This window comes from Chryseobacterium sp. BLS98 (assembly GCF_001045445.1).
In the GTDB taxonomy this organism is placed as follows: domain Bacteria; phylum Bacteroidota; class Bacteroidia; order Flavobacteriales; family Weeksellaceae; genus Chryseobacterium.
On record NZ_LFNF01000003.1, the window covers coordinates 159,060 to 173,946 of the forward strand.

Below are 14,887 nucleotides of genomic sequence, written 5' to 3' on the forward strand. Positions count from 1 at the left end.
ATAATTTAATTTAGGGTTGTTTATTATTGTTCTGATCCAGTTCAAAACGGATTCTGTCCTGATCTATGATTTCTTTTAATTCCTCTTCTTTTGGTAAATAGAGAAGATATTTACTGGCAAAGAGGTTGTTTTTGTCATTCAGAACAGAATACTTAACGATGGTTTCATCTTTTTCTGAACAGAGTAGAATTCCAATGGTAGGATTATCACCCTCGCCACGTTTCAAATCGTCATACATTCTTACGTACATATCGATCTGCCCGATGTCCTGATGGGAGAGTTCTCCGGTCTTAAGGTCGATAATGACAAAGCATTTTAAAATATAATTGTAAAAAACAAGGTCTATATAAAAGTCTGAAGTATCAGTGGAAATATGCTGCTGTCGGGCTACAAAAGCAAATCCTTTCCCAAATTCCAGAAGAAATTTCTGAATATGATCAATGATGGCCGTTTCAATTTCTTTTTCTGATATTTTTTGATCGGCTGTTAAACCTAAAAATTCAAATATATAAGGATCTTTTAATAAGCTGTGGATGTTTTCTGCCGGAGATTTCTTGTGTTCCAGAACTCTTTCGTAGGCAAGCGAGTTGATCTGTCTTTTTAAATCTCTGTAATTCCAGTTATTCTGAATAGTCTCATTAATGTAATAGTTCACTTTATCAATATGATCCAGCCTTACGAGTAATCTGTAATGGGTCCAGCTCAATTCGTGACGCAATGCGTCACATTTTGGAAAAGTCTGGTAAAAAGAGCGCATATTTCTTAAATTACTCTCATCAAAACCTTTCCCAAATTCCAGAGAAAGTTTTTTAGAAAGATTTTTCAACGTTTGCTTTCCGTATTCAGCACGTTCTTTTCCCTGCTGTTCATCTTCCACGATCAGTTTTCCTATTTGCCAGTAAGTAAGCAATAAAGTAGAATTCGCGATCCGAAATACTTTTTCGCGCGACTGCCTAATAATTTCCTTTACGGACTGGAATAAAGAATCTTCGGAAATTTCCATCATACGAAAATAAAAAAAACCTCTGACTTGGCAGAGGTTTTATTATATTTATTGATACGGTTATTTCACACCGTGCATCATTTTCTTTAAGATTGGAGAAAGGAATGCTAAAATTACAGCTGCAATACCACAAAGCACTACGAATACCATAAAGAATTCAAATAGGTTGTGGATCTCAAATCCTGCAAATGTAGGATTGTGCATTGGCAACTGAGCTTTCTCAAATGCCGCTGCCTGATCAGCAGTAAGCGTTACTTTTTTATCTAAGACATCCTGAAGATTAACTCCGATTTCTTCTGCTTTCTTAAACTTATCACCTGTTGCAGGGATAAGAGCTCCCAATGAACCTGCCAGGGCGTAACCTGCAGCATTGGAAATGAAGAAAACACCATATAACAGGGATGCAAATCTTTTTGGAGCCAGTTTACCAACCAACGAAAGACCAATTGGAGATAAGCAAAGCTCACCACAAGTCTGGATGAAGTATAGGAGCATTAACCATTTGATAGCTAATAATCCTGAATTTCCAAGATCTTTTACATTGTGTGCAATGATGAAGTAAGAAAGAGCTATTAATGCAAGACCCATTGCCTGTTTGAAAGGAGATACCGGCTCTTTTCCTTTTGCTCTTAGTTTATCCCATGTTAAACTGAATGGAACCGCTAACAGTACTACGAAAATACCATTAAAGATCTGAACCATTGAAGGTGGCATATTCCAGCCGAAGATGTTTCTGTCGGTTTGGTTATCCGCAATAAACGTTAATGAAGATCCTGCCTGTTCGAAAGCTGCCCAGAAGAAAATAATAAAGAAGGATACAATATAAATTACCCAGATTCTCTGTCTTTCTATTTTGTTTTCAGCAGAAGTCATGATCAGGAATGCCAGGGAAATACCGGCCGCATAAATGAAAGGATAAATAATTCCTTTGATCATCTGCCCCATTTCTACAGAGTTAAATCCAAATTCTCCTACCAGTAAATATCTGAAAGCGAAGAATAAAACAACAAATATAACTCCGGTAATACCTAAAGAAGCTCCTGAGAATTTTGCAGTCTGAGTTTCCCCTTCTTCAAAATCTGCACTTGTATTGTTTTTGGGTAATCCACCGATAGGTCTTCCTTCCGGCGTTACCACATATTTGTTTTTAAGGATAAAGAATGTTACTGTTCCGATGATCATTGCAATTGAAGCTGCTAAGAAGCCCCATTTGAACGCAAAAATATCTCTTACTCCGGTAGCAGCATCTTTCACATCTCCTACGTACGGACAGATAAATTGTCCCAGGAATGCTCCAATGTTGATCCCCATATAAAAAATGGTGAAAGCAGAATCTAATTTAGATTTTTCCTGCTTAGGGTAAAGGCTTCCCACCATTGAGGAAATATTGGGTTTGAAAAATCCATTACCGAAGATAATAACGAATAAAGCCAGCCACATAATCATTTTAGAGCTGCCAAGATCGGCAGAGAAAGTAGAAGCACTGATAAACAATAGAAACTGACCAATAGCCATTAAAGATCCACCGATTAAGATGGCATTTCTGTTTCCGATATATTTATCTGCAATAAAACCTCCTAAAAGAGGTGTTAAATAACATAAAGCTAAAAATCCACCGTAAATGATTGCCGCATCCGCTTCTTTTATCAATAAGGAATTTACCATAAAGAGCGTTAAAAGTGCTCTCATCCCATAAAAGTTGAAACGCTCCCACATTTCTGTTCCGAAAAGAACCCACAATCCTTTCGGATGCCTTGAGTTCTTGTTCTCTACAAATTCATCCGGTTTCGGACTTAATGCTTCAGTATTATCCATTCTATTGTTAATTTTTGTTAAGACTGACAAATATAGTTTTTTTTGGGTTTTTGGCAAGGTTTTAATTTTATATTTAAATAAAAAAGCTGCAGAATCATTCTACAGCTTGATATTCTTTATGATAAATAAGGATTAATGCCCTTTTTCCTTCATGATCCTGTTTAGTCTTTTTAACATAGACAGTCCTAAAAGTGTAGCAAATATTAACAAAGCAAAATTAACAAGGAAGTAATTCATTTTGTTGTCATAGCTGTACCAGGTACTGGCAAGGATTCCTGATAGCTTATTTCCTACCGAGTTGGCAAGAAAGAAACCTCCCATCATCAAAGCTGTAATTCTTGCCGGTGAAAGTTTGGACACAAAAGAGAGCCCCATAGGTGAAAGGCATAGTTCCCCGATTGTAATGACTCCATAACCAGCAACCAGCCATAATGGTGAAACTTTTACAGCCCCATTATCCCCGGCCATAACAGCAAGAACCATCACAAGGCATGATAATCCGGAGATAAATAATCCCAATACAATTTTGGTAGGCGTTAGAGGTTCTTTTCCTTTTCTTCTTAATAAAGCCCAGAATCCTACAATAACGGGTGTTAAAGCAATTACCCAGAAAGGATTGATAGACTGAAATAATTCCGTATTATATAAATAGACCTTAGTTTCCGGATTCTTTTCTAAAGTAGCGCGCTGTTCAGCGGAGATATTTTTGAAGTATACATCTTTCCCGTTTTCTTTAATGGTATTTCCGTCTTTATCTTTCTGAGACTGAAACTGGTTATCGTAGACAGGAACTTCCTTGTCTTCGTAACTCTTTCCTTCTACCATATAAATGTTCTCAAGAGGTTTTTCCAAAGAAGCGGGAACACTTCTGTCCGTATAATAATTGGCCCATCTTGTAAGAGCTGTACCATTCTGCTTGAAAACTGCCCAGAAGAACATACTGATCAGAAACACAGAAAGAAGGGCTCCGATTGACGGTTTCTCTTCCGGCTTTGCCTTAAAGTAAAGGGAAGCATAAAAATAAATCACAGGAACACAGGCAAAAATAAAGGCGTCCGTACTGTCACTTCCAAAAATATTTCCCGGGATGAACCATCCTATGACCCCAACTGCAATGGCAGGGACGAAAACCTTAATTAAAATTTCAGAAAGTTTTGTATCACCTTCCTGTACAGGTTTCATCTGTGCAGCATGGATATAGTGTTTTCTTCCGATGGTAAAAATAACCATTCCAATTAGCATACCCACTCCTGCGGTAATGAAGGCTTCTCCCCATCCGAATTTATTACGCATGAAAGCTGCAATAATATTACAGATAAAGGCCCCGATATTGATCCCCATGTAGAAAATATTATAACCGGAGTCTTTATTGGCTTTATAAGGTTCTTCTGAATAAAGGTTTCCTAAAAGGGTGGAAATGGTAGGTTTAAAGAAACCGTTTCCAATAATGATTAATGCCAGGGAACCGTAAAAAAGAGGAAGCTCCTTGAAAACGCCCATTCCTATATAACCGGCTGCCATCAGTATTCCTCCCAAATAAATAGATTTGATATACCCTAAAACCCTGTCTGCCAAAAAGCCTCCAAGGAAAGGGGTCAGGTAAGTTAAAGCTATGTAAGTTCCGAAAATATCATCAGCAGTTTTGTCCGGAAGTCCAAGTCCTCCTTTCAGTCCAGTAGGCTCAATGACATAAAGAACAAAGATTCCAAGAATCAGATAATACCCGAAACGCTCCCACATTTCTGTGAAAAAGAGGAAGGGCAGGCCTTTAGGATGTTTAGTCTTCATATAATCAATTTTCAAATTTCTCAAAAATAGGTTTTTAATTTTAATTGATAAAATAAATAATATTTTATGAAAATGATTAATAAAATAAATACAAAACCTCTCAAAGTAATTGAGAGGTTTTGAAAATTTGTTTAGAAGAAATTATAAATTATTCAAGATAAAATCCGTCATTTTCTGATACAGCTGCGGTCTTGTCTGCCCTCCATAAATACTGTGGTTTTTATCCGGATAAGCCATAAATTCAAACTGTTTTTTGTTTTGGATCAAAGCCTCAGAGAATTCCATAGAGTTCTGGAAATGTACGTTATCATCAGCAGTTCCGTGGATCAGTAAGAATTTGCCTTTTAATAAGTTAGCATACTCTGTTGGAGAATTTTTATCATATCCGTCAGCGTTTTCCTGAGGGGTTCTCATGAATCTTTCTGTGTATACGGAATCATAATATCTCCAGTTGGTAACCGGTGCTACTGCAATTCCTGCCTTAAAAACATCTGCACCTTTGGTCATAGCCAGACTGGTCATATAACCTCCGTAGCTCCATCCGAACATTCCGATTCTTGTTTTGTCAATATAGGACTGGCTTCCGAACCATTTTGCTGCAGTAATCTGATCTTCAATTTCATATTTACCCATATTCAGGTAGGTAACCTTCTTGAATTTAGCTCCTTTATACCCTGTTCCACGGCCATCTACACAGGCAACGATATAACCTTTCTGCACCAGATGATTAAACCATATAGCATTTCCATTGTCCCATGAATTGGCAACCTGCTGAGATCCCGGTCCTGAATACTGATACATAAACAGCGGATATTTTTTATTCGGGTCAAAGTTTTTAGGCTTCATGATCCATGCATTCATCTGGTCACCGGCGCCATTTGGAATGGTGATGAATTCTTTATCTACAAAATTATCAGCTTTTAATTTCTGGAGCTGTTCATTATTGTTCTGAAGCTCTTTTACTGCTTTACCGTTTCCGTCCTTTAAAACAAAAGTGTAAGGTCTTGCAGCGGTAGAAGAAGTTTCGATGAAATAATTGTAGTTTTTGCTGAAGTTGGCAGAGTTGTTACCTTCCGCATTTGAAATAAGCTGGGATTTTCCGTTTTCAATATTTACTTTGGAAACTACCTTGTTAATGCTTCCTTTTTCAGTGGTTTGAACATAAATTTCCTTAGATTTCGGATTGAATCCGTAATAATCGGTTACTTCCCAATTCCCTTTAGTAATCTGCTTTTTAAGCTTCCCATCTTTGTCATACCAGTACAGATGGCGGTTTCCGTCTCTTTCAGAAGCCCAAAGGAAAGAATCATCCTCAAGGAACTCCAGGGTAGGGCTGTCTGTATCGATCCATTTCTCATCCGTTTCTGTAAACAGTTTCTGAACGGCTCCGGTTTTGGTATTCACCTTTAAAATATCGGAAGCATTCTGAATTCTTTCAGAGGTCACCAGAACCATTTCGTCAGGTTTTGCAGTCTGGATAACGTTCGGGATATAATAATTTTTGAAAGAACTCAGGTTGATCGGCATTGTTTTTCCCGTATCAAGACGGTAGAGCTGTGCAGAAACGATAGAGTTTTTTTCTCCTGCCTTAGGATATTTGTAACGCATTTCCTTCGGATAAAGCGTCTTTCCATAGATCGGGATATAGATTTCCGGAACCTGGCTCTCATCGGATTTTACAAATACAATGGCATCTGAATTTTTTGTCCATTCATATTGTCTTGCATGCCCGAATTCCTCTTCATATACCCAGTCTGCAAGCCCGTTGATAATGGAATTTTTCTTACCGTCATTAGTAATCTGGGTGATTTTTCCGGTACCGAGATCCTGGTAAAATAAATTATTTTCAGAGATAAATGCTACTTTCGTGGCATCAGGAGAAAATCTGGGTTCCTGAACTGTTTTGCCTTCATTCAGGCTGATGGTTTTACCCGATTTTAAATCTTTTACATCAAATTTTCCAAGAAAAGAACGCCTGTAAATAGGCTGGCTTTCGGTTAAAAGAAGAATTTTCGACTCATCATCGGAAAATTCATAGCTTTCAAACTTACCGTCTACAATATTTCCTTCTTTTTGTGAAGTTTTGTAAGAATACTTTGCGATTCCGGCCGGCTCAATGACCAGATAATTTTCTCCGTTTTTCATGGATGTAATACCGGCAATGCCTTTTCCACGGTAATATCCTGAGTATATTTTATCTAAAGTAATTTCCTGTGCAGATACATTATGGAATGCTACGGCTACAGTAAGAGTTAAGAGTAGTTTTTTCATTTCTAATTTTAATGGATCTCAAAGATAATAATTTTATTAAATGGACAAAAAAGCTTTTTTTCCACGGGTTTTGGCAAAAAAATTGAATATATAACGATATATCAAATTAAAATAATAATTATGGAAACGAATGCATACAACCAGAAACTGAACCGCTATGTTTTAGCTGATCAGATTGTTTATACTGGATTTTCAAGTTTCAAAGATGCGGAAGAATGTGCAAACAAAAAAGGAGGAACTTTAGTAGAGGTAGGTTTTAAAGATGGAAATGATAATCCGCAGATTACCCATGAAGCGGGACTAATTGAAAAAAAACTTCATTACTATGTATATGCCGGAGAAGAATATAAATTTATCCATTCTTCTGATCCCGGATTCAGAAAATACGCAGATGAATTACAGAAAATAAAGGCAAAAATACGCCAGGATGCACCGGACGAAAGGTATCTGGCCAATTTCGAGATTGAGAATGCAGAAGATCCGATTATTGTGATCAAAAATGATCATTTTGAATCGGTAACTTCCAGAGAACGCTCAAAATATTTGAAGCACGCTGAAGTATATGAACTAGGGGTATCCCTGCCAAAACCTTAAAATTTTTTATCATGAGCAAGACTAAATATTCAGAAAAAGCTCAGGACAAAGTAGGAAAGGTCATGCACGAATTTAAAGAGGGGAAGCTGAAATCCTCTTCAGGAAAAAAAGCGACCAGTAAAAAACAGGCAGTAGCCATAGGTATTTCCGAAGCCAGGGAGAAAGGGCTGAAGGTACCGAATAAGAAAAAGGATTAAATTCAAAATAAAAATTCCGTGAAAAAAAAATTCACGGAATTTTTATTTTGAAGGGCTAAGAAGGCAAAAAGGCTGAATTGCGAAAACAGTTAAAAAACTTCTCTTGCCATTCAGATTCACATGCCCATTTGCTTATCTGCTTTTTTAGCCTTTTTGCCCGTTATACAATATCCTGTAATATTCATCTGCCATTCTATCGCTGTTAAAATGTTCCTGAACATCATCCATAGCGGTATACTGGATTTTTCTCCACTTATCCGGGTGATCGTAGTAGGTAGGAAGAATTTCGTTTTCAAGAATTTCATACAGCTTATTCAGGTCATAAGTATCCTGTTCGTAGATGCTCATATTCAAATAATCAGCTTTCGGGACTACAAACGAATTTTCTCCCGGTTTGGCAAATTCAGGAATCCATCCGTCATCGGTAGAAAGATTAACAGATCCGTTCATGGCAGCTGTCATTCCCGAAGTTCCCGAAGCTTCTCTCGGCACTCTTGGGTTATTAAGCCATAGATCCGAGCCTTGTTTCAAAGATTTACTTAAAGAAAGTTCATAACCCGTAAGAACAGCCATGTTTTTATGATTCTTGCTTTCTTCCACCAGTGTGTTAAAGGTAGAAATAGCAGAGTAGTCCATCGGATAGGGTTTCCCTGACCAGATGATCTGAACCGGATATTTAGGGTTGTTTAGTAATTTGTAGAATCTTTCCTTGTCGTGAAGCAGTAATTCAGCCCGTTTGTACCCGGCAAACCTTCTTGCCCAGACGATGGTGAAAATATTTGGATTGAAAAGGTTTCCGGTTTGGTCTGCAACAATCGTGAATAGCCTTTTCTTCAAATGCTTTTTGCGATAATCGAAAACTGTTTCGTCATTTTCGTCTTTGGCATTGTACAGAGGTTTATCCGCCCAGTATTTAAATTCCTGGGCATTGGTGATGGAAGTAATTTCGCAGATTCCCGGATATTTGCTCCACATAGCCCTTGATACCACACCGTGCAGCTTGGATACGCCGTTTGCCATCCGTGCCATTTTCAAAGCACACAATGAGTGATTGAAACGGTCATCTTCCGATCCTTCAATGCTTTTCACATCTTCCATGCTGAAGCCTGAGAAATAAGACATATCGTAGCACAGTTTCAGGTTATGCTTTTCATTTCCTGCTTCTTCCGGGGTATGGGTGGTGAAAACCAGTTTTTCTTTCACTCTGTTCAGATCACCGTTGTACTTTTTCAGAAGGTAAAAGGCTGCGGGAAGGCCATGTGCCTCATTCAGATGATAGACCTCTCTTTCTGTGTTCATCTCGTCCAATAATTTGGCCCCTCCCTTTCCTAATAAAATATACTGGGCCAGTTTTGTAGACTCGTTGGCGTCATAAAGCTTGTGGCAGATGGTTTTGGAAACATGATCGTTTTCCGGAACGTCTGTAGAAAGAAAAAACATTGGTGCCGTATTGAAAATTTCAGGGTCAAGGTACCAGACTTTTACCCACACCGGTGCGCTGTGGATCTCGATCTGGAATTTTATTCCTGTATCTTCAAGAAAGCTGTACATTTTTCTCGTCCATACCGGCTGCAGGGTCTGGTCATGGTTTCTTGCCTGGTCGTAATAACCGAATTTCCATAGAATTCCGATCCCGATAAGATCCTGTTTCAGGTTATAAGCACTTCTCATATGAGATCCTGCGAGGAATCCCAAGCCTCCCGAATATATTTTTAAAACCTGTTCAATGGCAAATTCCATCGAAAAATAGACGGTTTTTTTAGAATATTGTGGATTAACGTTGTAAGGTATTTTAAAGTTTTTAAAATCCATATAAGTCACAGTTTTATAATTTGAACGCTAAAGGTATTGATTATGAAAATAAACTTTACATTAATTATTTGATAAATTAATTTAAAAGTATCCTGTGAATAGTTTTTTTACTTACCTTTATTAGGTAAATTTTTGAAAATCAAAAACTTCTAACGGTGAAAACCAATATGGCATGTGTTCTTTGGTCACATAAAAAAATCACCTATGAAAAAGACATTTTCTGATGAAGATTTAATAAAGAATCTGAGCCTATACTATATGAACCGGCATTTGAAAAAAAAGCCGATAGAGAAATATCACCGTAAAATAGACGAATCTCTTCTTCACGACCGCGAAAAGTATAGAAAGAAATCTGAGATTCTGCTGCTTAATTCATTTATGCACCACTTCCCCGAAGTGAAATTTGAAGATCTTACCTGCGAAAGTCCTGACTTTATCGCAAAACTCAACGACAAGAAAATTGGCATAGAACTGACCGAAGTGATCAACCATCTGGAAATGAAAAAGGTGGAAAGCACTTTAAATAAAATGTTCCGCCAGGCAGAAATATTATTAGAACAGGAAGACACCGCGAAGTATCGTGGTGTTTATTTTTTAGAATTTTATCCGAATATTAAATTTGACAATATAGAACAGCAGGAAGAAAATATCCTGAGTATTTGTAAAAGCATCAAAAAAAATAAGCCGGTGGGCTGTGTAAAAGGGATGAGGAAATCTTTTCACCGAAGGAATGTTTTCATTACCCATGAATACAGCATGAATCTTTTCGATGAGCTTTGTTCTGAGAAAATCCTTGAGCTTATCGATAAGAAAAACGAAAAGTTCCCTTATTATGATACTTCTGTGGATGAGTGCTGGCTGGTGATTGTTTCCGATATGAATTCTATTGCGTCCAGATATACGTTTATCCAGGACAAAGAGCACCTCCAGCAGGTGAAGAGTCCTTTTCATAAAATTTTTCATCTGGAAAACCTGTGTGGAAATATTACAAGTATAAAATAGTTGATGTTTATCGTTTGATATCATAATTATTATGAGTTTTTATTTGTAATAATTCAATATTTTTAAAATTCTATTGTTTGTGATTAAATTATAGGTATATTTGATGTACGTGTTGTAAATCAGCACGTACCACGTGATTTTCAAGTCATTTACTAAAAACTATATATCTATGAAAAAACTTTTACTTCTTATTTTTTTCGGTATTTCGCAGATGTTTTTTGCACAGGCAGATTGTTCGACGGCTCTTGCAGTCTGTGGGAATTCCAATATTACCTATAGTCCGACCGGTTATGGTAACATCAGAGAGCTGGTTAATTCAGGAAGCTGTATTGATGCGACCGGCGAGCACAATTCGATCTGGTATAAAATTACGATTGCTATCGGTGGAACACTCACCTTCGATCTTGTTCCTAATAATCCGGATGCCGACTATGACTGGGCTATTTTCGGCCCCAATGTAAACTGTGGGGCTTTAGGAGCACCCATACGCTGCAACGCTGCAACAGTTATAGGTCCCGGACCAGCTACAGGATTAAATATGACAAGTACGATAACCAATGCTTTAGGAGGTTCACTTACCCCTTACTGTAAGTATATGGATGTTTTACCCGGACAAACCTATTATTTGTTTATTGACAACTGGGTGAGCAGTACCAGCAGCACAACTGCCCCGTTTTCTCTGACATGGGGCGGAACTGCAACATTAGCTTCTCCGTTTACAGATCCTGCTTTACAGCCGAACCCATTCATTCCGCCGGGAGTTCCTGCTGCTAATCCGGCAGATCCGAAAGAGGTAATTATCTGTACAAATCCTGCCGTATTTGATTTTTCTACCCTTTCTGCAGGAATCTTAAACGGGAACCCCCATTTTAGCGTAAGCTATCATATGAGCCAGAATGATGCATTGACAGGAAATAATGCGATCACTGTTCCTACAACCGTCAATACAACTTCTGTTTATTATTACAGTATCAGCTATACCGATCCTACCAATCCAAACAGTCCGCTCAATCAATGTAAACAGATTGGAACATTTAAATTCAGGGATGGTAAAATTACCGCAAAAAATGCAATACTGACCCAATGTAACAACAATAATGCTGGAACAGCAGTATTTGACCTGACAACAGCCGATGTTATTGCAGATCCAACGGTAATCAAAAAATATTACAACACGCTTTCAGATCTGAACGCAGGAATCAATGAAATCACAAACCCATCGGCATTCACTTCTGCTGAAGCAACGATCTATGTAAAAGTGATTTCTACATTCGGATGTACCGCTGTCGCACAAATTACACTGAAATTCTATCCCGTTGTTGTCGTAAATGATACTACATTAAGATCCTGTGCTATTGAAGGTACTCCTTCCTTAGGATCTTTTAATCTTACGGTAGCGTCCGTCACTACACAAACTGGTGCAGGGAAGAAATATTACCCTTCAGCGGCAGATGCGGTCAATCAAACCAATGAAATTGTAATCCCTTCACCTTATACTGCTCCTGACGGCGTTGTTTATGTAAGAGTTTCCAATGCACAGGGATGTTATAATATTGCTAAAATTACACTGGTGGTTATTCCTCCGGTTTACTCCACTGTTCTAAAGGATAAGATTATCTGTGTAGAAGACAGGACGACCCTGGATGCCGGACCGGGATTCAATAGCTATGAGTGGAGTACAGGAGCTACCACCCAAGCCATCACAAATGTAGGTGTAGGAACCTATTGGGTGAAACTTAAAACAGGTGACTGTACCGTAGTTCAGAACGTAAAAGTATATCCTTCGGAACAACCGGTTGTTTCCAGTATTGAAATTTCAAATACTACCGTTACGGTATTTGTAATAGGAGGTACGCCACCTTATAAATATTCGATGGATAATATTAATTGGCAGGATTCCAATGAATTTAATAATGTCAAAAGAGGAGACGCGACGATATTTGTAAAAGATTCTTATGATTGTGATCCTATAGATATCAGTATTGTGGTTCCTAATCTGGTGAATGTAATTACTCCAAATGGTGACGGCTACAATGACTTTATTGATTATTCTGCACTAGCCAATAAGAAAAATTTTGTAATGAATATTTTTGACCGCTATGGTAACATGATCTTCCAGATGGATAAGTTTAGCGGCTATAAGTGGGAAGGCACCAGCAGAGGCGGATTGAAAGTACCTACAGGAAATTACTGGTATTCCGTAAGCTGGAATGAAAATGATAAGCTGAACACTCCGATCAAGTATTCAGGATGGATCGTTGTTAAAAACAGGGATTAAGCTTTTTAATAATAAACTATATAGACAGAACCATTTCGAAAGAAGTGGTTTTGTTGTTAAAATACCCTTATTTTAGTCGTACAAAATGAAAAATATGAAAGAACTTTTTGTAAAACGCTTTAAGTATTATAAGTCTCTGGGGGATAAATCATTTGAGCAGCTTTCTGATGAGCAGATCTTCTGGCAGTATAATGAGGAAAGTAACTCCATTGCGGTAATTATGAAGCATATTGCCGGGAACATGCTTTCCAGATGGACCAATTTTCTAACGGAGGACGGTGAAAAGCCCTGGCGAAATAGGGATGATGAATTTGTGAATACTTTTAAAACCAAACAAGAAGTTATAGAGTATTGGGAGAAAGGCTGGGAATGTCTTTTTAATGCCTTGGAGCAGGTACAGGATGAAAACCTATATTCTACAATTTATATAAGAAGGGAAGCCCATACTGTTTTAGATGCAATTGTACGGCAAGTAGCCCATTATCCTTATCATATCGGGCAAATCGTTTCTATTGCAAAAATGCTCAAAAATGAGGAGTGGAAAACACTTTCTATTGCAAGAAACAAGTCTCAGGAGTTTAATGCTGTAATGAAAGAACAATTTTCTAAGCCGGAAGAACCTGGTAATTCATCACCGATATGCTTTCAGAACAGTCCGGAAGTAAGGGATGAATATAAATAATAGACTGAATCAATTCTGAATTATTATTTAAATTACTATCTTTGCACCCATAAAATTCAGGAGTAAATAAATGTCTACTTTTCACGGAACTGCCGCATTTCATACCCTCGGCTGCAAATTAAATTTTGCGGAAACATCTACTATTGCCCGTCAATTAACAGATGCAGGTTATGATAAGGTAGGTTTCGATGACAAAGCAGATGTTTATGTGATCAATACCTGTTCAGTAACTGAAAACGCAGACCGTGAGTGTAAACTTCATGTGAAGCGTGCCATGAAAGCCAATCCAGAAGGACTGGTAGTTATCGTAGGATGCTATGCCCAGCTGAAACCCGAAGAAATTTCGCAGATTGAAGGAGTGGATCTCGTTCTGGGAGCCAAAGAAAAGTTCAATATCCTGAGCTATCTTGATGATCTGGAAAAATCTGAAAGTGAAGGAGTAGTTCATTCATGCGAAATTGAAGAAACCGATTTCTTTATCGGAAGTTATTCCATTGGTGACAGAACCAGAGCTTTCCTTAAAGTACAGGACGGATGCGATTACAAATGTACCTACTGCACGATTCCGCTGGCGAGAGGGATTTCCCGTTCAGACACCATCGAAAATGTAATCAAAAATGCCAGGGAAATTGCCGGGAGAGATATCAAAGAAATTGTTCTTACCGGTGTAAATATCGGTGATTACGGTAAAGGTGAATTTGGTAACAAAAAACACGAACATACTTTCCTGGATTTAATTTCGGAACTTGATAAAGTTGATGGAATTGAAAGAATCCGTATTTCTTCCATAGAGCCCAATCTATTAAAAGACGAAAGTATTGAACTGGTTTCCAGAAGCAAAAGTTTTGTTCCTCATTTTCACATCCCATTACAGTCAGGATGCGATGACCTGTTGAAAAGAATGAAGCGCCGCTATCTTACGAAGTTATACAACGACAGAGTTAATAAGATCCGCGAGGTAATGCCTGATGCAGCTATCGGAGTAGATGTTATTGTAGGGTTTCCAGGTGAAACGGAAGAAAAATTCATGGAGACCTATAACTTCCTGAATGAGCTTCCTATTACCTATCTTCACGTATTTACCTATTCTGAAAGAGAAAACACGGAAGCTGCCGATATGGACGGTGTTGTTCCTATTCCGGAAAGGAAAAAACGAAATAAAATGCTGAGAATACTTTCTGAAAAGAAGAAAATGGCATTTTACCAGACCCAGCTTGGAAAAACGCTTCCTGTTCTTTGGGAGCACGAAAATAAAGACGGCAAAATGTATGGCTTCACAGAAAACTATGTGAGAGTCCAGAAAGATTTTGATCCTGCGTCCGTTAATCAGATTGAATTTCTAAATTTAGAAAAAATCCTGTCAGATGGCACGGTTTCTGTGCAGTCATCCTTCGAAAGTTTTTTAGCAAAAGCGTAGTCTCTTTGCAAAATTTCAACTAAATTTA

General features: G+C 37.9%; 11 protein-coding genes. 6 read left to right on the forward strand and 5 right to left on the reverse strand.

All coding sequences use genetic code 11. From position 1 onward, the window contains the following. Positions 1–10 precede the first annotated feature (10 nt). The 4 genes from ACM40_RS11925 to ACM40_RS11940 all read right to left on the reverse strand — a co-directional run bounded on the left by ACM40_RS11925 (position 11) and on the right by ACM40_RS11940 (position 6,877). The gene (locus ACM40_RS11925; protein WP_048503026.1) at positions 11–1,006 is read right to left on the reverse strand and encodes a YhcG family protein; all 996 of its coding nucleotides are present in this window, start codon (positions 1,004–1,006) and stop codon (positions 11–13) included. Between the two features lie 57 nt (positions 1,007–1,063). After that, a complete protein-coding gene (locus ACM40_RS11930) occupies positions 1,064–2,818 on the reverse strand; it encodes a peptide MFS transporter (protein ID WP_048503027.1) in 1,755 nt (584 codons plus the stop codon). A gap of 132 nt (positions 2,819–2,950) precedes the next feature. Then, the gene (locus tag ACM40_RS11935) at positions 2,951–4,606 is read right to left on the reverse strand and encodes a peptide MFS transporter (RefSeq protein ID WP_048503028.1); all 1,656 of its coding nucleotides are present in this window, start codon (positions 4,604–4,606) and stop codon (positions 2,951–2,953) included. Between the two features lie 141 nt (positions 4,607–4,747). Continuing rightward, entirely contained in the window at positions 4,748–6,877 is a 2,130-nt protein-coding gene (locus ACM40_RS11940; protein ID WP_048503029.1) for a S9 family peptidase, read from the reverse strand. A gap of 120 nt (positions 6,878–6,997) precedes the next feature. Between ACM40_RS11940 and ACM40_RS11945 the strand changes: the two genes are divergently transcribed. Further along, positions 6,998–7,471, forward strand: coding sequence for a hypothetical protein (locus ACM40_RS11945; RefSeq protein WP_048503030.1), 474 nt, complete (start codon positions 6,998–7,000; stop codon positions 7,469–7,471). Positions 7,472–7,482: 11 nt separating this feature from the next. Further along, positions 7,483–7,668, forward strand: coding sequence for a DUF6496 domain-containing protein (locus tag ACM40_RS11950; RefSeq protein ID WP_048503031.1), 186 nt, complete (start codon positions 7,483–7,485; stop codon positions 7,666–7,668). Positions 7,669–7,812: 144 nt separating this feature from the next. On the opposite strand, the gene glgP is transcribed toward ACM40_RS11950, so the two are convergent. Then, on the reverse strand, positions 7,813–9,480 hold the full coding sequence (glgP, locus tag ACM40_RS11955; protein WP_048503032.1) for an alpha-glucan family phosphorylase: 1,668 nt from the start codon (positions 9,478–9,480) through the stop codon (positions 7,813–7,815). Between the two features lie 204 nt (positions 9,481–9,684). Here glgP and ACM40_RS11960 point away from each other — a divergent pair, with 204 nt between their 5' ends. From ACM40_RS11960 to mtaB, 4 genes are all read left to right on the forward strand, one after another. Then, positions 9,685–10,482 (forward strand): hypothetical protein, encoded by a 798-nt coding sequence (locus ACM40_RS11960; protein ID WP_048503033.1) that lies wholly within the window; start codon positions 9,685–9,687, stop codon positions 10,480–10,482. Positions 10,483–10,651: 169 nt separating this feature from the next. Beyond that, positions 10,652–12,760 (forward strand): T9SS type B sorting domain-containing protein, encoded by a 2,109-nt coding sequence (locus ACM40_RS11965; protein ID WP_048503034.1) that lies wholly within the window; start codon positions 10,652–10,654, stop codon positions 12,758–12,760. 94 nt (positions 12,761–12,854) lie between these two features. Then, positions 12,855–13,442: a DUF1572 domain-containing protein gene (locus tag ACM40_RS11970; protein ID WP_117614878.1), complete on the forward strand. Its 588-nt coding sequence runs from the start codon at positions 12,855–12,857 to the stop codon at positions 13,440–13,442. A 70-nt stretch (positions 13,443–13,512) separates the two neighbouring features. Continuing rightward, positions 13,513–14,859: a tRNA (N(6)-L-threonylcarbamoyladenosine(37)-C(2))-methylthiotransferase MtaB gene (gene mtaB / locus ACM40_RS11975; RefSeq protein WP_048503036.1), complete on the forward strand. Its 1,347-nt coding sequence runs from the start codon at positions 13,513–13,515 to the stop codon at positions 14,857–14,859. Positions 14,860–14,887 lie beyond the last annotated feature (28 nt).